The following is a 24817-nucleotide window of genomic DNA, read 5'->3' on the forward strand; positions in this document are numbered from 1 at the left end:
CGAGCCCGCGCGCAGACGGGTCGAAAGCCTGGCGTCGTTCTCACGGACTAGGAAGCGGTGACTAATTTGAATACACGAAGCAGATCGAAGCGGGTTGGCAAGATTCAGGTCGATGTCTCCGAGAGCATGGCTCAAAAAGCAAAGTTGAGAGTGGCCTCAGGCAAGCGCGTTATCAGCCTTGCACAGGGCGAACCTGACTTCGATACGCCAGAGCACGTTCAGGAAGCGGCAATTGCGGCGATCCGAGCTGGAGAAACCCGCTATACCATCAATACGGGTACCATTCAGCTGCGCGAGGCCATCTCGCGCAAGCTGAGACGCGACAACGACTTGGAATACGGAGTCAATCAGATCGTGGTCGCTCCGGGCGCGAAACCAAGTATATATAATGCCTTCGCCGCAACCTTAAACGACGGCGACGAGGTCATTATACCTGCACCCTATTGGGTGCCGATGCCAGACATGGTGCGGCTCGCCGGCGGACAGCCGGTGATAGTCGCGTGCGGCGTCGAAAGTGACTTCAAGATGCAGCCTGGACAACTACAGGCGGCCATCACACCTCGGACGCGTTGGCTTCTTTTGAATTCGCCAAACAATCCGTCGGGATCAATTTACTCAAAGGCGGAATTGCTTTCCTTCGCCGAAATATTGCGTCGCCATCCTAACGTCCTTGCTTTGTCAGATGACATCTATGAGCACATTCGGTTTGATGGGCGGCCGTTTTACACCTTGGCGCAGATTGCGCCCGATTTGCGGGAGCGCATCCTGACGGTCAACGGCGTTTCCAAAGCATACGCCATGACGGGTTGGCGTATCGGCTATTGCGCCGGGCCGGATTGGCTGATCAGGGACATTACTCGAGTCTTGTCGCAAGCGACGGGTGGCGCATGTTCAATCGCGCAGGCTGCTGCTCTGGCCGCACTCGAAGGGCCACAAGATTTCTTAGCCCAGCGCGTAGCTGTGTTCCACCGGCGGCGAGATTTTGTCTTACCGATCATCAAGGCAATTCCAGGTCTTTCCGCCGAGCGCCCTGAGGGAGGGTTCTATATCTTTGTGAGCTGTACCGATCTGATTGGGAAAACGACGCCGGCAGGCGGCCGAATCTCGTCTGATAGCGTTCTGTGCGATTACTTACTGGCCGAGGCCGACATCGCAGTTGTACAAGGCGCGGCCTATGGCCTTTCTCCTTACTTCCGTATCTCCATCGCGTCGTCGGACGACGACTTGCGTACCGCCGTGGCAGCGATCCGCTCCGCGGTTCTAGCCTTACGCTGAACCAAATTCGAAGTATCATAATATGAACGAGATCACTTCCAGTGCCGCCGAGGCGACGCGATCACGTCCACCCGTGACCGCCTTCCTTGCTGATTGGGTTACGAAACTGCGCTTTTCCGACATCCCGACAGAGGCGGTGGAGACGACCAAGCGCGCTTTCGCAGACACGTTGTCTGTGACGCTTGCGGGCGCAGGCGAGGCGGCCGCAAGCAGGGCGCGTCAAGCTTTGGTCGATGAACCCGGCAAATCGCTGGTTATCGGCACTTCCTTGCGCACGACGGCGAGAACGGCGGCTTTTCTCAATGGTGTGGCAGCTCATGTGCACGATTTCGATGACGGCAACGCGACTATGCTTGGCCATCCATCCACTGGCATGGTTCCGGCGCTTCTTGCGCTGGCCGACGAGCGCAACGTTTCGGGCGAACAACTGATCACCGCGTATGTGGCTGGGATGGAAGTCGGCGCCAAGATTGCGCGGGCGATGACCTACCAACATAATGCCAACGGTTGGCATACGACGTCGACTTTCGGAACCTTCGCAGCGACGGCTGCATCGGCAAAGCTGTTGGGTTTGGACGCGCAGCAGACCAGAGATGCGTTGGGGATCGCCGCCTCGATGGCTTGTGGCATCCGTCAGAACTTTGGAACGTCGACCAAGCCCGTCCACGCCGGCCGTGCTGCCGAGAACGGCGTAATGGCCGCAAAGCTGGCTCTGGCTGGCATCGACGCAAGCCCGACTGCCATCGAGGGTCATGAAGGTTTCATGCACCTATTCGGTGACTTGAGTGTGATCTGTTTTGAAGACGCAATGCGCGACATGGGAGCCCCCTTTGAAGTGATGCGCATCAACGTCAAGCTATATCCGGTTTGCGCGATGGTGCTCCCGGCTCTCGACGTGCTTGTCGAAGGCCTCCGAAATAAAGAGCTTGATCTGGCAGATATAACCTCGGTGCGTTGCGGCACCAGCTATCAAACGCTTAACATCATGCGTTATGATCGGCCTGAAAGTCACTTACAGGCAAAATTTAGCTACAGCTATTGCGTGGCTGTGGCACTGCGAAAAGGCGACGTCACGCTAGCCGATTTCACTCCCGATGCGCTCAAGGATCCCGCGACGCGCAAGATAATGGAGTCGGTTGAACCTTATGTTCATCCAGACCAGAGCACGCCAGAGCTTTTCGAGCCGCTCTACAGAGCCGGAAAAGCCTTTACCGAAGTTGATGTCATGCGGCGAGACGGGAGTCTCTTTAAACGGCGCAAATCCAATTATATCGGCTCGAGCAGCGACCCCGTCAGTTGGGAACATCTGGAGCGGAAATATCGGGCGTGTACTGATGGAATGTTCGATTCCGCCAGGTCGGATCTTATTTTGACACGTTTCCAACATTTGGACAGGCTGAACCGGGTCGGTACACCAATTCTATTGGGCCTTGAAGAGCTGCAGTGACGGACAAAGTACGGGCATGTGCGCAAAGCTAGTGGTTCTTGATGCACCGAGGGTCAGTCACTGCGGTGCTTCGGCTCTGCTGCTCGATGCCGAAGGGCCACTTTCGTTGCAAACGCAGCAACGCATTTGGGCGTTGGATAGAACGGTCCGGAATTGGCAAGAGGTGACTGACGCGCAGGTGGGATTGAACAGCCTCTTAATCGTTGTCGACCCTTTGACAACGGACACCGAGCCTTTGGCGATGAGATTTTTGGCGGAATGGAATGGAACGACCGCTTGGTCCGGTAATGGCCGCACACTCGAAATCGGGATCGTTTACGGGGGAGCTGCAGGTCGGCACCTGCGCGAAGTTGCCGATCGTCTCGGAGTATCGCCGAGCAGGGTGGCTGAATTGCATTCGGCAGGCAATTACACTGTCTTTGCGCCTGGAACGGGTCCAGGCTTCGGCTTTCTCTTCGGACTGGATAGACGGCTGCACCTGCCACGCCGGCCTGAACCTCAAATGGTACCCAATGGTCCAAATTTGAGCATGGCGGGAGCGCAGACGTCTCTTGGACCGCCGTTGAAGCCGGGGGAGGAGCCTTCGCTCGTTCCAAGCGGCTGGTACGCACTCGGACATGCACCGGCATCGCCCATACCGTTCGACTTCAGCAAAACGCCGCCCAACGTTCTTGACCTGGGAGACTGCATTCGTTTCCGAATCGAACGGGTTGAGACATGATCGAAGTGCTTCAAACGCTTCCCTTGAATTCTGTGCAGGATTTGGGGCGGATAGGGCAACGTCACCATGGAATTGCCCGAACGGGAGCGGCCGACCGGGTCGCTCTATCGGTGGGCAACATCTTGCTTGGAAATTCCACTGAGGCCGCCGGAATTGAGGTCCAGATGGGTCCCATGCGGTTGCTGTTCAATCAGCAAATCATGGTTGCACTGTGTGGGGCCGATTGTCAGGCCGTTCTCAACCAACGTCAAGTCGCACCATGGTCGCGTTTCGCGGTTGCGCCGGGCGACGAGCTGGCGATTGGACCGGCACGTATGGGGCTTAGAGCCTATCTTTGTGTGCCCGGAGGCATCGACGTTCCCGAGGTGCTGGGATCCCGCAGCACCTATTTCAGGCAACGCGTTGGTGGCCTGGAAGGGCGCATGCTTCGCGTAGGCGACAAGCTAGGCGCTCTGAAAAAGAGTGCGCAGCCGCAACCCGAACTCTCCGTCTTGCCGCCCGACAACGTTCTCGAACGCGGACTTCACGCATTAGCGGAGCAGGACGATATTGTTCTCCGCGTCGTTCGTGCCGGAGAATATGATGATTTCACATCTAGGTCGCAGCAAACGTTCTGGCGTGATCCCTGGAGGGTCTCCGCTCAGAGCAATAGAATGGGCTATCGATTGGATGGCGCCGAACTGATGCGTACCGACCCCGGAGAAATGCGATCATGTCCGATCACGCCCGGGGTGATCCAGGTGCCCCCAGGCGGGCGCCCTATCGTGCAATTGGTCGACGGCAACTCTGCGGGTGGCTATCCGAAAATTGGTTACGTCATAGAAGCCGATCTCTGGCGCGTCGCCCAAGCGCGGCCAGGCAGCGTGTTCCGTTTCGTGGAATGTTCGGTAACCGAAGCGCGTAAGGCTCTATCTGAGATCGTGAAATATTTGGACAGGCTGGGTTGCCTGATAGCGACGGCCGACAACGGCGGCGTACCAGCGCGCATTTCGCGAGAAACCGAGGCAGGGATGGCGAACGATGAAAATCGATATCAATTCTGACATCGGAGAAGGGTTCGGGCGTTGGCGGCTTTGCGATGACGCCGCTCTGATGGCGCTGATTTCGTCCGCGAATGTGGCCTGCGGTTTTCACGCGGGTGATGCGGTCATCATGACCGACATGGCGGCGCAGGCGAGAGCGCGGGGAGTGGCGCTAGGAGCGCATGTCGGCCTGCCCGATCTACTAGGCTTCGGTCGTGTTCCGATGAAGATTGATCCCCACGATATGCGGAAACACGCACTTTACCAGTTGGGCGCTCTCTCGGCGATCGCCAAGGCTGAAGGTTATAAGGTGACACATGCCGGTACGCATGGCGTCTTTGGCATGATGTCGCGCGAAACACCGGAATATCTTCAGCTCATCTTCGATGCTTTCAAAGCCTATGATCCCGACATCATCGTGCCGGGAGAACCCGGCAGCCCTTGGCAAGCTTACGCGCGGAAGATCGGGTTGCGGACTGTTGGACGAATTTATGCCGACCGGGCCTACGAGGAAGACGGCTCGCTCGTTTCGCGAAAGAAGCAGGGAGCAGTCATCAACGATCTCGATCAAATCGCCGCGAGAGCAAGCCAGTTCTTGAATGACGGCACGGTGACAGCTATCACGGGAAAACGAATCAAGTTGGATGCGAAAAGCATTCTGGTTCATTCAGATACGCCTGGCTCGGTCGAGATTGCCAAGACTTTGCGCGACACGATTGAGAGAGGCGGTGGACAAGTGACGCCACTGACAGAGCTTGTCGAATAGAACAGCGTTTATCGCGGAGCGTCACTTGACCGTAGCGGACGACGAAATTCAGATCCCGCTAGAGATCCTCGAACCCAAATTAGCTTCGGCCTTGCGCAGAGCGGGACTGTCGGAACCCATCGCACGAATCATTGCCGAAACGGTTGCCGGCGCCGAAATCGACGGCAGTAGAAGCCACGGGATCCATCGCTTGCCCGGCTATGTCTCAAGCATATCCAGCGGCTGGATTAATACTGCAGCTAAACCGGCTTGCGAGCAGACGCGGCCCGGCTGTTTGGCGGTTGAGGCTGACAACGGGTTTGCTCAACAAGCAACGCGCGCCTTCTCGAACCGTCTTGCTGGTATGGCTCGGAGCCAAGGTGTCGCGACGATGTTTGTCCGCAATTCGCATCATTTTGGTGCTTTGTGGCAGGACGTGGAACCCCTGGCGCGCGCCGGTCTGATCTCAATTGCGATGGTGAACAGTCGCAGCCATATGGCTGTTTGGCAGGGTAAGCGAAAGACGCTCGGCACCAATCCGATCGCATTTGCCTGTCCAAGGACAAACGCGCCGCCTTTGGTGTGGGACCAAGCTTCGAGCATCATGTCGCACGGCGACATCCTGCTGCACGCTGCCGCTGGTAGACCCGTTCCTTCAGGGGTCGGAATTAACAGGGACGGAGACGTAACTACTGATCCGGCGGCGATACTGGACGGGGGGGCGCTCCTGCCGTTCGGCGGAGCAAAAGGAGCGTCGCTTGCCTTTATGGCCGAGGTTCTGGTGGCGGCACTCTCCGGCGGCACCTTCGGATTTGAAGATTGTTCTTCCAACTTTCCTGGGGCGAAGACCTCGAATGCCGGGCAATTCATTTTGGCCCTTGATCCCGGTGCTGGCGGGAATGCTTCGTTCCAGGGACAGTTGGAGAGGCTAATAGCGGAATTGAAACACGCAGGATCAACTCGCATGCCGGCCGATAACCGCTATCGGCGTCGCCAAGCGGTGCATGAAAGCGGAATGCTGTCGGTCGATGCGCGCAATTGGGCGCGCGTTCTCAGTTTGGCGGAGGACTAGCGATCTTGATATCGCGAAGGCGACAAGTGTTGCCAAAAGCATCACCGAGACAATTGTGCCGGTTCCCCTGTTTCTGTCTCCATTAAAGCAAAAGGCGTTTCGATCGCTCTGGATCGCGACGATGATGTCGAATCTCGGGACGCTTGTGCAGTCGGTGGGCGCCAGCTGGGTCATGGCCACTATGATGGGTTCGCAGGCCATGGTGGCGCTGGTTCAGACAATGAATTCCCTTCCCGTGATGATCTTCTCGATGATAGCGGGTGCGCTGGCGGATAATTATAGTCGTCGTCGCATATTGATCATGGCACAAGGTGGCATGGTGTTAGTATCCGCGGTTCTCGCGACTTCTATCTGCTTCAATGTTCTGGATCCTTGGCTTCTTCTCGCCCTTACATTTCTAATCGGTTGTGGCAACGCGCTGTACAATCCCGCGTGGCAAGCCTCGATAGGCGATGTCATCTCAAAGGAAGATGTTGCCGGCGCGGTCGGTTTGAATGGGCTCAGCTTCAACATGATGCGCAGCGTTGGCCCTGCCTCGGGCGGATTGGTCGTCGTAGTGGCAGGGTCCGCCGCGGCGTTCGCTGCGAATGTTCTTCTCACACTGCCGCTGATAGGCGCGCTCTTGCATTGGAAGCCGCACTATCCAAAGCCGGAGCTCCCCCCGAGCATGTGGGAGCAGCGATTGGTGCCGGCCTTCGTTACATCAGGGTGTCTCCCCATCTTTTGAGAGTTCTCCTACGAACGGCGATCTTCAACTTGGCCGGTGTCGTCGTTTTGGCTCTGCTTCCGTTGGTTGCACGAGACACGTTGAAGGGAACGGCACTAACCTACGGCATGATGTTGGGCACTTTTGGCTTCGGTGCGATCGGCGGCGGCTTGGCAAACGCTGCCATTGTCCGCAAGTTCAATAACGAGGTTGTCATTCGCGCAACTTTCGCGAATTTTGCGCTCGCGCTCATCTTGTTGGGCGCTTCAACTTCGATGCCCCTTAGCTGCATCGCACTACTTGTCGCCGGTGCCTGTTGGGTCATTTCATTGTCCTTATTCAACGTCACCGTGCAACTGTCACGCCACGGTGGGTGGTTGGAAGAGCGCTCTCCTTCTATCAGACCGCGACTTTCGGCGGGATGGCCCTTGTATCCTGGCTTTGGGGCGAAGTTGCAGGTTCACACGGTCTTTCGATCGCCTTCGTGGCGGCAGGGACCGTAATGATGATCGGAGCGGTCTTGGGCTTTCAATATCCGCTTCACGCGTTGTCCGGCGATGATCTCGATCCCATCGGACCATTCCAAGCGCCCGAGCCTATGGTCGAGATCAAGCCGGATTCGGGGCCGGTCTTGGTCTTAATAGAGTATGAAATTGCCCACGAGGATACTCTTCGCTTTCTTGAGCTGATGCGAGAACGGCGTCGTATCCGTTTGCGTGACTGGGCCCGTCGTTGGGCCTTGTTACGAGACATTGAACGGCCACTCGTCTGGGTTGAAAGCTACTACTCGCCAACGTGGATCGAATATCTGCGTCATCATGGCCGCCGTGTACGGGCAGACGCTGACAACTTGGCGTCGCTTCGCAGTCTACATCGGGGGCCTAAGGATCTGCGTCGTGTGCATCGCCTGATTGATAGCCGGATTGTTCCCACGCGAAGCGATTTTCCGCCAAAACCCGAAGCAATGCTTTGATCTTGAGTACGATCCAAGCGCCCTCTCACCTTTCGACGCAGAAGTTGGTTGATTGTATCCAATAGCTAAGTTAAGTATGCACCAAGTCTCTCGCCCTGACTTTTTGCTGGTTCGTCATGTCCCAACTGCCCGCTTCAACCAAAGTGATCGTGATAGGGGGCGGAATTATCGGCAGTTCAACTGCTTACTACCTGGCCAAGCGAGGGGTTCCAACCTTGCTTTGCGAGAAGGGACTTATCGGAGCAGAGCAATCCGGACGCAACCAGGGTTGGGTTCGCGCTCAAAAGCGCGACGCTCAAGAAATGCCGTTGATCCGGGAAAGTTTGCGAATCTGGAACGATCTGGAGCGGCAGCTAGGCCAAAGTGTCGGCTTTAAACAGACGGGTATTTTGACGGTATTCAAGCGCGACGAGGAAGCAGAAGCTTGTGAAAGCTGGCTCGCCAACACCTGTCCCGACGATATCGTTGCTCGCATCGTTTCAGGGGCTGAATTGCGAGCCTTGCTGCCTGGCGCGTCAAGACCGTGGGCTTGCGGCCTGTATTCTCCCAATGACGGCAGGGCGGAGCCATCATTGGCAGCTGCTGCGTACGCAAGCGCGGCGAGGGCGCTCGGCGCGCAGATTGTCGTGTCATGCGCTGTGAGAGGAATTGAAACCCGGGCGGGACGCATTTGTGGCGTTGTGACGGAGCTCGGGCCAGTATCTTGCGAAGCAGTTGTTTTGGCGGGCGGAGTTTGGTCTTCGCTCTTTTGTAACAATATGGGTTTGCGGTTGCCGCAACTCAAGACAATGTCGAGCCTTGTCCGAGCGTACCCGTTGGAAGGGGCTCCAAAAACGTCGATCAAGGGCCCCGATTTTTCGATCCGCACTCGGCACGATGGAGGGTTCACCATAGGTTACGGCGCGTGGAATCGAACGGAAATCGTGCCCGACAGTTTCCGCTATCTCGTCGACTATTTGCCGATGATTTTGACTGGTGGAAACAATGTACGGCTGCGTCTGGGGCGGCGCACGCTTGCGGAGCTGTTTCAGAAATCGCGCTGGCGCATGGATGAACAAACGCCTTTTGAACAGACACGTGTCCTGGATCCCGTGCCATCACTATACGATCTTCGTCAGGCGCAGCGTAATATCAGTCGCGAGTTTCCCGTATTCGCCAATATGAGAGTTGCCGCAACCTGGGCCGGCCTGATCGATGTCATGCCCGATACAAAGCCGGTCATTGGGGCAGTGGACACCATTCCGGGATTTTTTATCAGTAGCGGGTACTCCGGTCACGGCTTTGGGATTGGTCCTGCGGCCGGGCATCTGACGGCTGATCTGGTTACTTCCGAAAAACCTATCGTCGATCCTTCTCCTTTTACTTTCAACCGGCTGTCGAGCGTCAAACGCCAGCCGGCTTTCGCACAGTAGAACGGATATGTATCGCGCAAGCACGTATCAGATGCGAAGCGGTTGGAACGCGATGCTACCGCCTCGCATTTGCCGGCCCGCCCTCAACGGAAAGCTGAGCGTCGATCATGCCGTTGTAGGCGCAGGTTTCACTGGGCTCGCTGTTGCAAGAAGGCTCAAAGAGCTGGAACCCGAAACTGATATTCTCATCATTGACGGCGGAACAGTTGGCGAGAATGCTTCAGGTCGGAATTCCGGCTTTTCTGGCAGCGATCTGCCAACGGTGAGTATGGCATCGGCCAGCAGAGCTGACGCCTCAGCCGATGCTCTAAGCAAACAGAACGTCATAGCCGTATTTGATGCCGAGGGTTTGGCTTGGCTGAAAGACCTCGTGGCCCGGTACGGGATCGATTGCGGGCTTCGACAGGTCGGTTCGTTCAAGGCCGCTGTAAGCGAGCGAGCCGCTGCGGCTCTGTTGAGAATGAGCGAGAGCGCATCGACACAGGGCCGCACGCTTCCGGTTTACAAACAAGATGCTTTGGAAGAGCTAACCGGCACATGCTTTTATCGGTTGGCCATTCGATCCGAGTCTACACATCTATTTCAGCCGGCTGCGCTCGTGCGCGGTCTGGCAGATCATCTACCTTCTGACATTGTCTTTCATGAAGGAACCACTGTCAGCAACATCGAAAAAGTAGGTGAGCGTTGGCACTTGACTTGTCCGCAGGCGCGGATATCCGCGCGGAACGTCATCCTGGCCAACAATGCCTTTGTTAAGCTGCTGGGATACGGCAAAGATCGGTTGGTTTCCTTATTTACTTATGTGGGCGTGACGGAAAGGCTGGGCAACAGGGCACGTCTGCTCGGTAGTCTTCCGGAATGGGGCATGACGTCGGCCCAACGGGCCGGTGGTAGCACCCTTCGTAGACTTTCCGACGGACGCTGTATGATCCGCAGCCTCTATTCCTATGAGGCCGAGCTCAAGGAGAGCGTAATCCGACGAAGATTGCTCGATCGGTTTCGCCGTCGTTATCCGCATCTTGCGGATATCGACTTCGAATACGTATGGGGCGGAGTTACCGACGTCACGCGTGGAGGCGCTCCATTTTGGGGAGAGCTGGAGCAGGGGCTTTTTATAAGTGCCGGCTATAACGGCTCTGGTGTCGCGAAAGGTACCGCATTGGGGCGCCGTCTTGCCGAACTAGTCGCCGGCAAAGTCGCACAAGAAACGGTGACTGGACCGCTCGGCCGTCCCGGATGGCTGCCGCCCGAGCCATTCAGATTCGTCGGCGTGCGTGGCACGGCAATGTACGAGGAATTCCGTGCCGGTGCAGATGCAACCTGATCTCAAAGTTGGACCAGCAGGATAGGGAAATGGTGGTGATGAAGGAGTCCACTCGACTGCTGTTCTTCGGCGGGGGAAATATGGGTTCGGCTCTTATCCGAGGAGTACGCCAAGCACTACCTAATTTAAAATTGATCTTGGTTGATCCGGATGTCGGCCGAGTGGAAGACGCTGTGCGTGGTCTTCAAGGCGTATCAATCTTGCCGGACGCTCCGAGTTCATCATCAGGCTACGATCTGCTCGTATTGGCGGTGAAGCCGCAGAATGTTGCAACTTTCTCTGATGGACATCGACGCTTGCTGGCCGAGAGTCCGGTTCTTTCGGTTATGGCCGGCATGCCGCTTGGGCGATTAATGGAGGTATGCGGCAGTGCGAGAGTGGCGCGCGTTATGCCCAACCTTCCTGCGTTTGTTGGTCAAGGGACGAGCCTCGGCGTAACCGGGCAGACGTTTCCAATCTCGGCAAAAACGGCCGTAGAGCAAGTCTTCGCGCCAGTCGGCAAATTTGAATGGGTGGTGGACGCGGCATTGATTGACAAGGCTATGCCGTTCTACGCCTGCGCGCCTCGCTATATTTTCGCTTTTGCTGAGCAGCGGCGCAAGCGGCTGGCGAGGCTGGATTTTGATACAGAATTCGCTCAGTTGCTCGTTGCGCAGACGATGTTGGGTTCGGCGGCGATGTTAGCAGCTGATCCGCGCTCGCCTTCCGAGCTCAAGCGAGCCGTCATAAGTCCGGGAGGGACCACTGAGGCTGGCGTGATCGAAATGGAGCGTGAGGGGGCCCTTCCCAAGATAGTACGCGCTGCAACCAGCGCTGCGTATCGACGGAGTGTCGAACTAAGAAAAAGTTAGATTTGGGATCGCAAGACGATTGGGAGGTTCGAAAGTGTACGGCGAATTCTCGCCGAACTGGATGCGTAAGCGGCCGGATCGCGCTGCCGCGCACCGAAGGCGCGATTTGAAAAATGGCGGACCTATGCCAATCGAGCTCGAACCGAATTGGCCGGACAAAAACGTCTGGTCGGCATAATCGATAGATAAGCAAAAGGAAGCAAAATGAACGCGAAAAGAGCGTCAGACTCTCAAAAGCAGCGACCGGAAGTCGGCCGCATCCTTGCTGACTTCTGCGCGGAGCTGAAGTTCGAATCAATGTCCGCTGCCGCCGTCGAGGCCGCAAAGAGGGGCATTGCCGACACGTTGTCTGTTGCCCTAGCGGCGAAAGCTGAGGAAGTTGCGGGAGTCATGGGCGGGTTCTTCGCCGAAGAACCAGGAAAGGCACGTGTCTGGAATACTGCGCTGCGAACGACAGCTCGAAATGCTGCTCTGGCCAATGGCGCTATGGCTCATGCGCATGACTTCGACGACGGTAATTATGCGATGGTGGGGCATCCATCCGCCCCAGTATTGCCCGCTATCCTTGCGCTCGCAGACGAACTGGCAGCTTCGGGTGCAGATATCATTGCGGCCTATGCGGCCGGTGTCGAGATGGAAGGCCGTCTCGGCATCGCCGTAACCTATGAACACAATGGTCGTGGCTGGCACACAACTTCCTCGCTCGGGACATTCGGAGCTGCCGCTGCCGCCGGAAACCTGTTGGGGCTTGATGGCAAGCTCATGCTAGAAGCCTTCGGAATTGCAGCCTCGCTTGCATCTGGATTACGTCAAAACTTCGGATACATGACCAAACCGCTACATGCAGGATTCGCAGCGCAGAACGGCGTCCTTGCCGCCAAACTTGCTAAGGCCGGAATGCGATCAAGCCCTAATGCGATCGAGGGGCACGAGGGGTTTTTCGATCTCTTTACAGATCCAGAAAAGCTGAACGCGGACGAAGCAATCCGCGATCTTGGCCTATCCCTCGAACTCATCCGCAATAACCCCAAGCTTTATCCGACATGCTCGCTTGTACATCCGGCCCTGGATCTTGTAACGGAGGGTATTGCGAGTGGCGAAATCGTGGCGGACGACCTCGAGGTCATCAATGTGGGCGTCAGCTACCATGCTTTGAATTTAATGCGATACAACGATCCGAAAGATGCACTGCAGGCGAGGTTCAGCATCCCGTATTGCATAGCGGCGGCATTGGCGCATGGCGACGTAACGCTTGGGAGTTTTTCCGACCAGTCCGTTGCCGGAAATGAGATCCGCGGCCGCATGGGCAAAGTCAATGCCTATGTTCATCCCGACCTGTCAACCAAGGAGCAGTTCGAAAAGGTCTATACCAAAGGAGCCGCCTTTACCGAAATCGAAGCGGTTCACAAGTCGGGGAAGATCCATCTCAAGCGGCAAAGCGTGGCGGTCGGCAACCATCAATATCCGGCTCCGCCTGAAAGGCTCCGACGAAAATTCGAAACGTGTGCAGCGCTTTCTGTTGGAAAGCCGAAAGCCAGGGATCTTTGGAATATGCTGATGAAACTCGAAACTGTGCAGTGGTCGGAAGTCGATAGCCTTCTGGATGAGTAGTCAATACAATCTGTCAGAATCAACATCTGCTGGTGGTGGGTATTTAGGGAGAACAACGGAGGTCGGAAGGCCCAGAAACGCTTGATGTTCGGGTGAGCGAATTGCTTTCGTCCTCCTTTTGTATATAATTTCGGCAAAGAGGATACATTTGAGGCGAAGTTTGTGACAGAACTGGACAATCAACAAAGGCCTTCGGCGACTGAGACGGTGAGAAAGCTTCTCCGGGCTGACATTCTTGCTGGGACATTCGCCCCCGGCGAGCAGCTTCGCCAAGAGGAATTGGCGGACAAATTCGGAACGAGCCGCATTCCGGTAAGGGAGGCCTTGCGACACCTCGAGGCGGAGGGTCTGGTCACGCTCCTAAACAATCGGGGCGCCAAGGTAGTCTCATTCACTTCGGCCGAGGTGATCGAATTGATGGAAATTCGCATTGCGCTGGAGTGCCGCGCGTTGCGTCTAGCCATTCCTAATATGATTCAGAGTGATTTTGATGAGGCCAAACGTATTCTCGTGGAATACGACAAGAAAAGCGACCCCGCTCAATGGGCGGAGATGAACTGGAAGTTTCACGAAACCCTCTATATCCCCTGTAATCTACCTAGATTGCTGTCTCTTATCGAAGGCAACTACGGGCAGGTGAGCTTGTTCGTCCGGGCACAAGTCTCTATGGCGTCAGGCAAGAAAACGCCGCAAGAAGAGCATGTGGATATCTTAAAAGCTTGCCGCGCCGGGAACGTTGAAAAGGCCGTCGATCTTCTCGAAGCACATATCTCTAACACCAAGAAGGCGCTCATGGTGCAGCGCCGTAGGAGTCGGTGAGCGCTCCTATTGCTGGCGCGGAAAGCGTACTTTCCTTCACGCCACCGGCGTTTCCTGAATCTTCATACTGCGGCGGTTAGATCAACCCAGTACTTTATCGAGAAATACCCGGGTCCGTTCTTCGCGTGGCGTACCCAAGATCGAACTTGGTGCACCGTGCTTGACGATGACGCCGCCATCGGTGCAGTAGCCATGATCCGCCACTTCGCGAGCGAAGCCCATCTCGTAGGTGTCGAGAATGCAGGTCATGCCTTCTGCGGCGAGATCGCGAATGGTGACCAGATCCTCCTTCTTTGTTTCCGGATCGAGCGCGGCAGGACCTCGTCGAACAGCATTACCTTCGGATTCATGGTAAGTGTAGCTCTGCGGCCCTTTTGAATGGCGCTTGACGCCTATTTTGTTCGCGTAGCGCGCCGCCGCGGTTTCCATATGTCGGACAACGCGTTGACGGCGGCTTCGAGCGCCTTCCGGTCGACGACGTTGGGATCGAACCGCCCCGGGCCCCAGAGGCGCATATGTTCGTGGTCCGGATGGGCGGGGTCTCTGATGGCTTCGAGGTATTCGGCATAACCCGGCGCACCGCCTACGTCTTCCGGAGGACAACGACCGGCGGCCTCGAGCAAGAAGGGAAGTCCCTCCGTCGTGGTGTTCTCGAACCATTTTTCGAGCTTGATCACATGGTCCCAGCTGTCGCCGAAGTCATAGAGATAGTGGATCGTCTTGGCGCCGGTCTCGCGAACGATGTCGCAGAGGCGCGCTTTGCTCGCATCCATGGGCTGGTGGCCGTAATCGTTGTGGGGATCAGGAATTCCCCAATGAACATCGCCAGCGAAGAACTCGAAGAGGTGACCGTTCGTCCAGCCGAATGCCTCCTGAAGCGTCAGATGCAACCGATCAAGGCGCAAGGTGACGGGTACGACGAGGCGACGCATCACCGCCGGCTTCACATCCTTGAGGGTCACCTTGATCCGGACCGCGGTCGTGTTCAGGTTCATGCCGCCAGCCTCGGATCAAGTGTATGCATCGTATAGGTCGACGCCCAGGGAAGCAGTTCGTCCAACCGCGCCGCAGGCCAACCATTGACGAGCTTGGCGAGAACGTCAGCGAGCCAGTGCTCGGCACTGACGCCATTGAGCTTACAGGTCTCAATGAGCGAAGCCAGCAATGCCCAATTCTCGGCACCTTCGTCGCAACCGGCAAAAAGGGAGTTCTTGGCGTTGAGCTTGATCGGCCGCATCGCACGCTCGACAGCATTCGTGTCCAATTCGATGCGCCCGTCATCAAGGTAGAGCGCCAGGCCGTTCCAATGACGCAGCGCGTAACGCAAAGCCTTCGCCGTGTCGCTCTTCGGTGCAAGGTGATCAAGCTTGGCCTCAAACTGTCATTCGGCCTGCAATATTGACCCCCTAAGCCGGGGGATCGGCGTCCAAAATTGACCCCCTACAGATTGGTCTGTTGCGCTGCCTGCTTTGGAACGAAGCAGGTGGTGGGGGATGCTGATCGTGGAGACGATTGCCCGGATCCGGCGCGAGCACTTCATCAAGGGCAAGACGATCAAGGAGATCGCCCGTGACCTGAAGGTGTCGCGGAACACGGTCCGGAAGGTGCTGAGGTCGGGAGAGACCTCCTTCGAGTACGAGCGGCAGGTGCAGCCGCGGCCAAAGCTGGGCCGATGGGCAGTAGAGCTTGACGGATTGCTGGCGGCGAACGCGGCCAAACCGGCTCGTGAACAGCTGACGTTGATCCGGATCTTCGAAGAGCTGCGCCGCCGCGGCTACGACGGCGGTTACGATGCGGTGCGGCGTTACGCCAGGCGCTGGAGCAAGGAACGCGGGCAATCGACCGCAGCCGCTTATGTCCCGCTGAGTTTTGCCCCAGGCGAAGCTTACCAGTTCGACTGGAGCCACGAGGTGGTCTTGCTGAGCGGCACCACGGTGATGGTGAAGGCCGCCCATGTTCGGCTCTGTCACAGCCGCATGCTGTTCGTGCGGGCCTATCCGCGGGAGACGCAGGAGATGGTGTTCGACGCCCACGACCGTTCGTTCGCGCTGTTCAAAGGCACCTGCACCCGCGGCATCTATGACAACATGAAGACCGCCGTAGAGACGATCTTCGTCGGTAAAGGGCGTCTCTATAATCGCCGCTTCCTGCAGATGTGCAGCCACTATCTGGTCGATCCGGTCGCCTGCACGCCAGCGTCGGGCTGGGAGAAGGGGCAGGTCGAGAACCAGGTCGGGCTGGTCAGGGAACGCTTCTTCACGCCGCGGCTGCGGTTCAAAAACCTCGACGAGTTAAACGCCTGGCTGCTCGACAAATGCATCGCCTACGCCAAGGCTCATCGCCATCCGGAGCTGGTCGATCAGACGATCTGGGAAGTGTTCGAAGCCGAACGCCCCAAACTCGTTCCCTATGCTGGCCGCTTCGACGGCTTCCATGCGGTGACGGCATCGGTCTCGAAGACCTGCCTGGTGCGCTTCGACAACAACAAGTACTCGGTCGCAGCCAGCGCAGTCGGACGGCCGGTCGAGGTTCAAGCCTATGCCGATCGCATCGTGATCCGTCAGGATGGACGCATCGTTGCCGAGCACCCGCGATCCTTTGGCCGCGGCGATACCGTCTACGACCCCTGGCATTACGTGCCGGTGCTCGCCCGCAAACCCGGCGCCTTGCGCAACGGTGCTCCCTTCAAAGACTGGGTGCTGCCGGCCGCGATCGAGCGGATCCGGCGCAAACTTGCCAGCACGGACGATGGCAATCGGCAAATGATCGACATCCTCAACGCGGTGCTGACTGACGGTCTGCCCGCGGTGGAAGCGGCCTGTGCCGAAGCGCTCAGTCACAGCGTCCATTCCGCCGATGTCGTGCTCAATATCTTGGCCCGTCAACGTGAACCCGCCCCACCGGCCAACATCATGACGCCGGCCGCACTGACGCTCCGTCATGCGCCGATCGCCGATTGTGCCCGCTACGACAACCTCCGGAGGACCATCTGATGGAACGAACCCAAATCTTCGACCTCATGGGCGAACTCAAGCTCTACGGCATGAAGGCTGCCTTCGACGAGATCATGGCAACTGCCGTCAAGCGCCAGCACGAACCTCAGCGCATTGTCGGCGACCTGCTCAACGCCGAGATCAACGAGAAGCAAGCCAGGTCGATCAAATACCAGCTCACCATTGCCAAGCTGCCGTTGGCCAAGGACATCGCCGACTTCCAGTTCGACGGCACGCCGATCAATCAGACTCTCGTCAATGATCTCGCTGGCGGCGGCTTCATCGCCCAACAACGCAACGTCTTGCTGGTTGGCGGCACCGGCACAGGCAAGACCCACCTGGCCATTGCCATCGCCAGAAGCTGCATCCGATCCGGTGCCCGTGGCCGCTTCTTCAACGTCGTCGACCTCGTCAATCGCCTCGAGACCGAGACCCGCAACGGACGGCAAGGACGGCTCGCCGAGCATCTGACCCGGATGGACTTCATCGTGCTGGATGAACTCGGCTATTTGCCCTTCGCCCAGTCCGGTGGCCAGCTTCTCTTCCACCTCGTCAGCCGGCTCCATGAGCGCGCCTCCGTCATCGTGACCACCAATCTCGCCTTCGGCGAATGGCCGAGCGTGTTCGGCGACGCCAAAATGACCACCGCGCTGCTCGACCGATTGACCCATCACTGCGACATTGTCGAAACCGGCAACGATAGCTGGCGGTTCAAGAGCCGAGACGACGATCACGCCACCGCGCTCGTCTCGCCTCCGCTATCCCGGCCAGCTCCGACGAGACGAGCGCTACCAGCAAAGCCCGCCGCACGAAGGGGTCAAAATTGGACGCCGATGAGGGGTCAAATTTGCAGGCCGATTGACAGGCAAATCGCCGCTCTTCATGAAACCGCGGTATGATCTGCCGTGGCTGGCGCAATTCGCAGCAGAGATGGCGGCGCGCTGTTGGCCGGTCTTCGAGACGAAGGCTTGGGGATGCTCGGCTACCGAGGTCGACTGGCGGAAGCATGGCTTCGAGGGGTCGCGTCTCGGCTACCTGTTGAACGGTGCCGGCCTCTTCCACCATGCGCATCGCGCGGTCGACGATTGCCACGCTTTATTGGAAATCCTCTCGATCGACCTGCCGACAACAGGAGAGCCTGCTCTCGCGCTCCTGCTCGGGACCGCCCGCAAGCCGACGCTGCGGGTGTGGGCGGAGCAATCCCCGTTCGATCTCAAGGATTTACTCAAGAGGCGCGGCTATCGCGGGAGCGACGGCAGCGACGGTCGGTCCAAATCCTGGGTACATCGACGTCTGCGAGACAGCGTCCGAGGACGAGATCGCTTTCCTGAAGGCGATCCAGTCGCGCAGACCATTGATGCTGTGGAATCCGTCGGAAGCATAACATCGGATCGAGGGGAATGTGCTCTGCATCATCTGGGCCAGCGCGTGTCCCGGACCGAGGTCGAGCGCGCGGTCGACCCCTTGCTCCGCAAGAGCCTCCAGTGTCGTCTGCCCAGGCGATCAGGCGTGCGGCTTTGTAAGCGAGCTTGGTCGTTCCGGCGCCGAGAAGATGCTTTCTGTGCCATCGTCGGCGAGGAGGATTCGCTGAGACGAGACCGGCGCCTTTGTGCTCATCGAACAAGCGCAGTGAACAGCCCGACCAGCAGGCCTACGACCGTAACGAATAGACGGAACCCGGACTCAAGCAGCGAATCGAGTGTCGCCTGCTTCTGTTCGTAACTCTTCGTCAGTTGGGCGATCGGAAACGCGCTTTGGTAGGCATCGTTGAATCGACCGTAGATCACTTCACCGGCTACCCACACAGTGCCGAAGCGGCTGATCAAGTTCATGAACTTCCGCTTTTGCAGCAAATTCTGCCAAAGCGGTTCTGCTAAGCTGAAAGCGACCACCGAGATCGACAGCCAGAAGAGGATGGAAGCGCAAACTTCCAAAAGCCTCGCTGGCCATCTCAAAAGTGTTAGCGGCCACGATGCCCGCACAGATGCGTAAATGATGACTACTGCAACAAAGAGAGCCACCAGCGAAATTAAGGCTACAGCGAGCGGGTTACGCCAAGTCCTAGGATGCAACTCGGTCCGAACGTTCTCGAGATCGCTCCCTAGTCGTAAATTCACGTGCTGCAGCGAAAACAACTGCATGACCGGGACCTCGGCGAGGAGCATCAACTGGAAGAGGTCGTCGAGAATCGAGTCTTGCACCGTCTGCCCGGCCTTCGGCCTTGAGAACGGCATCTCCGCATGGATTTCGACCGTGCTCGCACGCGAGACCAGGATCACCCCATAGTCGTATTGTAGTAGATTGGCCTCGAACGCCTGTTCGACCTCGGAGGCCGCAATGGTTTGGTCCAAGAGGCGGTAGCGGTTGTTGATCGAAACGATCTCCTGCCCTGTTTTCCCCTCTTTGAGGTCGGCCGCATTTCTCGTGTCCGCGACGGAGGAAACGTACAAGAAAGGATAGGAGAAAGACGGGTCTTGTTCATCACCCTCTTGACTTGGTTCCTTGAAGTCGCGCGAAAGATCCGGATACTTCTCTTGAAATCTGGCCCAGTAGGCTCGGGCACGTTCCAAGACTTGCCTATAGGTCTCGTTCCATCGTCGCAGCTCGGGATGAACCGCAGGACGCTCGGGGGGCTCGGTGAATAAGGCCGGAGATTCTTCCCGGAACATCTGCAGGTAAAATTTTGCAAGGTCCGAGACCTGCTCAAAGGGGGTCGACCTGTGAGCCACCTTCAGACAGCCGAAAGCCGCAGCGGGGTCGGTCAGCTTGAAGAGGTCAACCGCTTGCAAAGCATCGCACGCATGGATTGACCCGATTTTCAGCCAGAAGGCGATCGTGCCGACGCCCGTCCCAGGGAAGAGTGAAACGATCGCCCTGAAGCGAGGATTCTCAATCGGAAATTTCCGCGGCTTTTTAGCCTCCTCTCTATCAGGCTTCTCTTCAAGCTCTTGTTTATAGAGGTCGAATTTTTCGATCGGCACCTCGATGCTGAACTGAGTGACCTCGCGCCAAGCCGGTTGCGCCTTGTAGATGTTGTCTCTAGCTTTGCCGAATGCCTTGACCCAGCTTGGTGTCGCCGCTTCGGGCGTCTGCTGGGGGGACGTCGCTGCCTTGGCCGTCTTTTTTTCAGACTTTACTCGCGTGAAGTGCTTCGTGCTCCCGCATCCCCCAAACTCATGAATATTGGGTTGGTACAAGAACGGCATAATCGCCGCCGCGTAGACTTCGCGGTACGGCGGGGGTGAGTCCTGTTCGGGCTCACCTGTCTGCGTCAAGCCTGCGCAGCCTTCCGTGACGCCACACGCCTGATATCGGCGGTCGCCAGGAAACCGGCGATCTCGCGCACGGGCAACTGCGCGACAGCCGACCGCTCGGCTGATGACAGCTGTGTGAATTCCGGCATTGCTCTGATTTCACGGGCGCAATCGTCGGGCGCCGTCAGCAGCAACTCCTTCGCTCTGGCGAGCACGCGCTCAAGTGGGCCGGTAGTCATGGCAAACGTCCCGTTTCAAAAGCCGTTCTCGCGACCGCCATTGGCGGGGTCGATCGGCGGAATGTAGATTGTCGTCGCGTAATTTACCCCATCCGCCGCCAGGCTCCAAGCGCAAAGCGGAACGGTCAGAAACAGCGGCTCCGCGCCGCTCTCATCGAGGTCGCAAAAAGTTATGCGGTGGTCGGCGGGATACTGCTCGAGCAGCCGCTCCATCAATGGTGCCAGCAATGCGGGAGCCAATGCCTGCTCGCCGTCTGCGGTGGGGATCCGAAAGCTGCCGATTTGCGCGACGAGGGTCGATCGCCACGGATTGATCGAGGCTGTGCCTTCGACCAAGGGATCGGCCGAGATGACCTGGAAGCCGGCCGGGCCGACCACAAGCGGCAATCGTGCGATGATGGAATCGACGAATGAGACACCTGGTACGACGTGCGTCCGCAGACCTCTTGCCGGTGCGCCGGCTATCATCAAACGAACGGGCTCGTCGAGATACATCGGATGCCCGTAGGTCAAATACGCGACCGGACGCTCCCTGGTCGCCTTTTCGAAAATATGGGCGGCGACATCTGCGTAAATCTTCGCTCGCTCTTTCCCTTTTTCGTAGAGGTGCTCGATGTTGACGAAATCAAGCCCGTTGCTTTCGAGAAACGACCGGAGATTGGGGCTTGGCAGCGTCGTATATGAGACCACCTGACGCAGGATCGAGAGCGCTTCCAAAGTGACGTCTCGCGCAGGCAGGATTCCGCATCCGATGAGGTAGAGATCGGCGGTCTTGATCGGCGGGTACTCCGGCGAAGGTGGACAGCTTTGCGACATCACAGGTCGTTTTTACCCCAGTTCCTTCACTATCCGCTACTCCTGCCCGGAGAAATCCGGAAATTGGGAAGCGAATTCCGCTTGCCCCATCCACCCGCTCTCCTCTGTCGCCTAGCCAGCACCAGAGTTCCGGCTCGCGCGTGCTGCCTTGCGCCCTTCCTTCGCCACCTTCGCGATCGCGACGTCGAAGTTGGTCCGCCCGCGGCGCTTGTGCGGCACCGGGGGATGATCAAGAGCGGCGATGTCGTAGCGCGGGTACTTCTCGATCTCGGCCGCTATCGTCTCGATCCAGCAGTCTCCGTAGTCGTTGCCCGCGTTCGAGTCCTTGGGACGGTGGCCGGTGATGAAGCCTTCGACCTCGCGGTCCATCTTGACGTGCCTCGCCACGCTCTTGAACAGATGGCGCCAGCCGTGGTTGGGCTTCACGTCGTAGGGTATGTTGATTCCGGGACCGTGAACCCATTCGCCGATCCGCTCCGCGAGCTTGTGGAATTGAGGATGCCCTGACCGTTCCGCCGCGACGACGTTCCGGATCGTAGAACAGAGGCTTCTTGAGCTTGGCGCGGGTCGCCACTTACCTCGGTCGAGTTCGCCGCCCGGGCAGCCCCGTCACGCAGGCGGGCCCATTGAGCCTCGATGGCCACGTTGACGGCGCCGATCTTGATGTTGGCCCTGGCGTTCGTCCTTGGTCCCCAGAGTGGCCCAGAGCTCGGTCTTGCCGACCAGGGGCACCTTCTTGCGGATCCAGTAGTTCTCGGAGGTCGGTCGCTTGATCGGCTTGGGCATCTTGAAATTCGACATGGTGGAGCACCTCGGTGTGGGACCGGCCGTACAAGAACCCCTGAAAATGAAGGTTAGGCTTGTAAACAAGGGGTCCGCGACCCCGAAAGGGGGTGAGTCCCACTCTCTCTGCCAGATCGTATTGAAATCACTTATATTTTTTTGAAGTTTTGTTACAAACCACGGCTTGCCCACCGGAAGACCGAATCCTCTCGCATTTTTAACTGGGAAAGAAGGCGCGTTCCGGCGGGACCCTATTTGTTCACGTCACCTCTCGTGTCTGGGCAGCAGCCCACCACATTTTGTTGATATTCCGCTCGATTTGGGGGTGATAATGGCTCTACTCAACTTGCATCGCGCATTCACTGACGCGGCGACCGAGAACGACTATCTCGCCCGGCTCACGGTACCGGAGCCGCGCGAGGGAAAGCTCCGCAAGGCACGTGACGAGATCCGAGAGACGCTTAAGGCTGGATTTTCGGATTGGCAACGCTTCGCGGATCGTAGTTTGGTTATGGAAACGACTGCCGTTCGGAAGGGCGCGACCGAACCTCGATTGCGTCTGAAGTTCCGTATGCAGGGTAGTGCCTCGCCCGCGTATCGCACGCTCAATGATCCGGCACATCCGCCGCAGCAGATTGATTACGACGATGGCGTTTACCTTCCGGTCTCGTTTCTCGCCAAGACGGGAAACCCCGTGATCGCGGCCGCAGGTTACTACCGGTTGGTCGAGACGGTCCTTGCGCCGCTCTGCGAAAAACGAAAATGGACGTTGGATAGACGAGCCAAAAAATGCGTCCGCGTCGTCCTCGACAGCAAAGCTTACATCGACCTTCCGCTGTACGCGATCCCGGATCAGGAGTTCGTTCGGCTGGCCGAGGACGCCGCATTGACCAAGCGGGCTGACAGCGCGCTGTTTCTTGATGCAGAGACGCTCGATGACGAGATATACGAGCGCCTCAATCAGGACGAACTCCGGCTCGCTCTTCGGGAAGGCAAGTGGATCGAATCCGACCCTCGTCTGCTCGAAGATTGGTTTAAGCAGGCGGTGGCCGACCTCGGACCGCAAGTTCGACGCGTCAATCACCTCGTCGGCGCGGGGCGAGATTTCAGCCTGAATTTTCCGGGTGGTAGTTTTCCCGAAAGTGCTTTACGGCACCCTCAATTTGAACCCAGTCGTGTTTCGATTTCTCAAAAACCGATATGCCGGGAGCTGGGTACTTTGGATTTGCCATCGCGCCGACTGCAACACCGATCATCGAAGGCAAGCTGGTGACTTTCCAATAGACCGTTGATCCGCACTGCGGACAAAAATAGTTATGCATTTCCCCGCCGCTTGCAGCGGCATGTGCGAACTCTTTTGAAGTTCCTGAGACGGTAACAACCTCCGCGGGGTAATATGCTCCCACGCCGAACGGCGCACCTGTTCGACGTTGACAGTCGATGCAGTGACAAGCAACGACTATCTTGGACGGTTCTTCCGGGAGCGAGAGCATGACTGCACCACAGTTGCACCTTGCGTAGACCATAGTAATTCCCCATCGTCGTCCGAGACTCACTGCAAAGCACTAGGCTAGCAGATTAGTTGCGCGAGGAGAGTGCGAAAGCGACGGCCCAGGCCGCGCGCGTTCTCGATGAGACCGCCGACAAGATAACTTTGTCCGGCGACTACGTCCGATCGGACAGCGGTTCGCCGGTGCTGGATTCGGATGGCCGGGTGATCGGACTTATGATCGAAGCGACCAACCAGCCGGGCAGCGCGACGCAAGGCATCGCAATTCCGGTGACGCGCTTCGCATCGATCCTCAGCGGTCCGACCGCGTCACCGATCGCGCGAAAAGCCATTCCGAGCATGGCCGAGCTCGGCGGAACCAGGCCGACGAGCACGGCCGTAGATGCTATCGAAATCGCGGTTTCAGGGTGCGTCTTTCTCGGAAAACGTTCGGCTCGGCTCGCCAAAAATACGCCCGACATGCCTTTCGGATTGAGTACTCTGCAGATACTCCTCGACGCAGATAAGCGTGGATTCTTGATGGGCACGAGGCTTTCCCCGGATATCGCAGTCAACCTCCGATCCGATTGTCCGGTCGTCGAGTCTGGATCCGCCTACTACTCGCCCGCGCGCGTCCAATTGAAGCCCGGAGACCGGGTGACACTCTCCGAGATATTGCCGTTGAACTACCTCGACGACGTGTTCTTCTGGGCGCGAGTAACCGCTCGGGGGAGCAACAGTGGTTCGAACGACAGTAACGCGGGCATCGACCCAAGTGCGGCCCCAGCGGACGCCGGCTCGCTTCAAATCGGCGAACGTGATGTCTGCGGCAGCGCTTTACTTGGCCTCCTTACCGTCATCGGTCAGCGCCACGCAGGCGTTTGCCCAAGACCGTGGCCGATGCACGAACTCGGGTAGGAACGCCGCAGCGCAGCACTCGCCGTCATGGCCGCTATCCGCACGTCACGGCGCGCGAGTTTGCCGAATATGTCGCGCGAAGATTATAAACATCCCAGTACGTCGGGACTGGTATTTTTCGTAGTGGGCGGCGAGGCATATGTATGTACCGGCCAGCGAGGAGGGCCGTTGGGTGAGAGGACTGCCTATGAAGAACCTTTCATGTAGAGATCGCAGGACCGGCCAAAATACCGGCCAATCGAAACGTTAAAGGTCTAAAATATGCTTTAAAGTCAATGCCTTGAATGAAAGTTCCAGCGGTCACGAAAGCGCAATCGGAGATCGGCCAATAAATGGGCCAAATTCGG

At 57.7% G+C, this 24817-nt stretch carries 20 protein-coding genes and 6 pseudogenes; 17 read left to right on the plus strand and 9 right to left on the minus strand.

Translation table 11 applies throughout. The annotated features are described in order from the left end of the window. The first annotated feature begins 57 nt into the window (after positions 1-57). The 12 genes and pseudogenes from L6637_RS28480 to L6637_RS28530 all read left to right on the plus strand — a co-directional run bounded on the left by L6637_RS28480 (position 58) and on the right by L6637_RS28530 (position 13978). Positions 58-1275 carry a pyridoxal phosphate-dependent aminotransferase gene (locus L6637_RS28480; protein WP_128929620.1) on the plus strand — a complete coding sequence of 406 codons (1218 nt, stop codon included), beginning with the start codon at positions 58-60 and terminating at the stop codon, positions 1273-1275. 22 nt (positions 1276-1297) lie between these two features. After that, positions 1298-2722 carry an MmgE/PrpD family protein gene (locus L6637_RS28485; protein ID WP_128929619.1) on the plus strand — a complete coding sequence of 475 codons (1425 nt, stop codon included), beginning with the start codon at positions 1298-1300 and terminating at the stop codon, positions 2720-2722. 16 nt (positions 2723-2738) lie between these two features. Continuing rightward, on the plus strand, positions 2739-3443 hold the full coding sequence (locus L6637_RS42835; protein ID WP_128929618.1) for a carboxyltransferase domain-containing protein: 705 nt from the start codon (positions 2739-2741) through the stop codon (positions 3441-3443). Then, positions 3440-4486: a 5-oxoprolinase subunit C family protein gene (locus L6637_RS28490; RefSeq protein WP_128929617.1), complete on the plus strand. Its 1047-nt coding sequence runs from the start codon at positions 3440-3442 to the stop codon at positions 4484-4486. The genes L6637_RS42835 and L6637_RS28490 overlap by 4 nt, the downstream gene beginning before the upstream one ends. Then, positions 4464-5231, plus strand: a complete 768-nt coding sequence (locus L6637_RS28495) for a LamB/YcsF family protein (protein WP_128929616.1) — start codon at positions 4464-4466, stop codon at positions 5229-5231. The genes L6637_RS28490 and L6637_RS28495 overlap by 23 nt, the downstream gene beginning before the upstream one ends. 25 nt (positions 5232-5256) lie before the next feature. After that, positions 5257-6282, plus strand: a complete 1026-nt coding sequence (locus L6637_RS28500) for an Ldh family oxidoreductase (RefSeq protein ID WP_164933844.1) — start codon at positions 5257-5259, stop codon at positions 6280-6282. A 124-nt stretch (positions 6283-6406) separates the two neighbouring features. Next, positions 6407-7961, plus strand: a pseudogene (locus L6637_RS28505) (MFS transporter). Between the two features lie 116 nt (positions 7962-8077). Next, the gene (locus tag L6637_RS28510; protein ID WP_128929614.1) at positions 8078-9373 is read left to right on the plus strand and encodes an NAD(P)/FAD-dependent oxidoreductase; all 1296 of its coding nucleotides are present in this window, start codon (positions 8078-8080) and stop codon (positions 9371-9373) included. Positions 9374-9380: 7 nt separating this feature from the next. Next, a complete protein-coding gene (locus L6637_RS28515; protein ID WP_128929613.1) occupies positions 9381-10697 on the plus strand; it encodes an NAD(P)/FAD-dependent oxidoreductase in 1317 nt (438 codons plus the stop codon). Between the two features lie 29 nt (positions 10698-10726). Continuing rightward, the gene (locus L6637_RS28520; protein WP_164933845.1) at positions 10727-11548 is read left to right on the plus strand and encodes a pyrroline-5-carboxylate reductase family protein; all 822 of its coding nucleotides are present in this window, start codon (positions 10727-10729) and stop codon (positions 11546-11548) included. A gap of 204 nt (positions 11549-11752) precedes the next feature. Then, positions 11753-13159 carry an MmgE/PrpD family protein gene (locus L6637_RS28525; protein ID WP_128929611.1) on the plus strand — a complete coding sequence of 469 codons (1407 nt, stop codon included), beginning with the start codon at positions 11753-11755 and terminating at the stop codon, positions 13157-13159. A gap of 162 nt (positions 13160-13321) precedes the next feature. Further along, positions 13322-13978: a GntR family transcriptional regulator gene (locus L6637_RS28530; RefSeq protein WP_128929610.1), complete on the plus strand. Its 657-nt coding sequence runs from the start codon at positions 13322-13324 to the stop codon at positions 13976-13978. Positions 13979-14059: 81 nt separating this feature from the next. Here the strand turns inward: L6637_RS28530 and L6637_RS28535 are convergent, their stop codons facing one another. The 3 genes and pseudogenes from L6637_RS28535 to L6637_RS28545 all read right to left on the minus strand — a co-directional run. After that, positions 14060-14407, minus strand: coding sequence for an ATP-binding cassette domain-containing protein (locus L6637_RS28535; RefSeq protein WP_371746379.1), 348 nt, complete (start codon positions 14405-14407; stop codon positions 14060-14062). Then, entirely contained in the window at positions 14371-14973 is a 603-nt protein-coding gene (locus tag L6637_RS28540; protein ID WP_128929609.1) for a plasmid pRiA4b ORF-3 family protein, read from the minus strand. Before L6637_RS28540 ends, L6637_RS28535 begins: the two co-directional genes overlap by 37 nt. Next, positions 14970-15356 (minus strand): annotated as a pseudogene (locus L6637_RS28545) (IS66 family transposase); the annotation flags it as partial. The gene L6637_RS28540 and the pseudogene L6637_RS28545, both read right to left, overlap by 4 nt. A 115-nt stretch (positions 15357-15471) precedes the next feature. On the opposite strand from L6637_RS28545, the pseudogene istA reads away from it, so the two are divergent. The 3 pseudogenes from istA to L6637_RS28560 all read left to right on the plus strand — a co-directional run. Next, positions 15472-16962: pseudogene (istA, locus tag L6637_RS28550) on the plus strand (IS21 family transposase); the annotation flags it as partial. Between the two features lie 8 nt (positions 16963-16970). Next, positions 16971-17693, plus strand: a pseudogene (gene istB / locus L6637_RS28555) (IS21-like element helper ATPase IstB); the annotation flags it as partial. A gap of 211 nt (positions 17694-17904) precedes the next feature. Further along, positions 17905-18355: pseudogene (locus L6637_RS28560) on the plus strand (hypothetical protein); the annotation flags it as partial. A gap of 229 nt (positions 18356-18584) precedes the next feature. Here the strand turns inward: L6637_RS28560 and L6637_RS28565 are convergent. From L6637_RS28565 to L6637_RS28585, 5 genes are all read right to left on the minus strand, one after another. Continuing rightward, the gene (locus tag L6637_RS28565) at positions 18585-20246 is read right to left on the minus strand and encodes a hypothetical protein (protein ID WP_128929607.1); all 1662 of its coding nucleotides are present in this window, start codon (positions 20244-20246) and stop codon (positions 18585-18587) included. Beyond that, a complete protein-coding gene (locus tag L6637_RS28570; protein WP_128929606.1) occupies positions 20243-20464 on the minus strand; it encodes a hypothetical protein in 222 nt (73 codons plus the stop codon). The genes L6637_RS28565 and L6637_RS28570 overlap by 4 nt, the downstream gene beginning before the upstream one ends. Positions 20465-20479: 15 nt before the next feature. Next, entirely contained in the window at positions 20480-21280 is an 801-nt protein-coding gene (locus L6637_RS28575) for an SAM-dependent methyltransferase (protein ID WP_194408521.1), read from the minus strand. Positions 21281-21391: 111 nt separating this feature from the next. Then, positions 21392-21649, minus strand: a complete 258-nt coding sequence (locus tag L6637_RS28580; protein WP_128929604.1) for a hypothetical protein — start codon at positions 21647-21649, stop codon at positions 21392-21394. A 240-nt stretch (positions 21650-21889) separates the two neighbouring features. After that, positions 21890-22081, minus strand: coding sequence for a hypothetical protein (locus L6637_RS28585; protein ID WP_128929603.1), 192 nt, complete (start codon positions 22079-22081; stop codon positions 21890-21892). A gap of 313 nt (positions 22082-22394) precedes the next feature. On the opposite strand from L6637_RS28585, the pseudogene L6637_RS42445 reads away from it, so the two are divergent. Continuing rightward, positions 22395-23117 (plus strand): annotated as a pseudogene (locus L6637_RS42445) (CBASS cGAMP synthase); the annotation flags it as partial. Between the two features lie 52 nt (positions 23118-23169). Here the strand turns inward: L6637_RS42445 and L6637_RS28595 are convergent. Next, positions 23170-23589 carry a GFA family protein gene (locus L6637_RS28595; RefSeq protein ID WP_128929601.1) on the minus strand — a complete coding sequence of 140 codons (420 nt, stop codon included), beginning with the start codon at positions 23587-23589 and terminating at the stop codon, positions 23170-23172. 56 nt (positions 23590-23645) lie between these two features. On the opposite strand from L6637_RS28595, the gene L6637_RS28600 reads away from it, so the two are divergent. Continuing rightward, positions 23646-24470, plus strand: a complete 825-nt coding sequence (locus L6637_RS28600; protein ID WP_128929600.1) for a hypothetical protein — start codon at positions 23646-23648, stop codon at positions 24468-24470. Positions 24471-24817: the final 347 nt, after the last annotated feature.

The sequence above is a fragment of the Bradyrhizobium zhengyangense genome (assembly GCF_022012435.1).
Taxonomy (GTDB): Bacteria; Pseudomonadota; Alphaproteobacteria; order Rhizobiales; family Xanthobacteraceae; genus Bradyrhizobium; species Bradyrhizobium zhengyangense.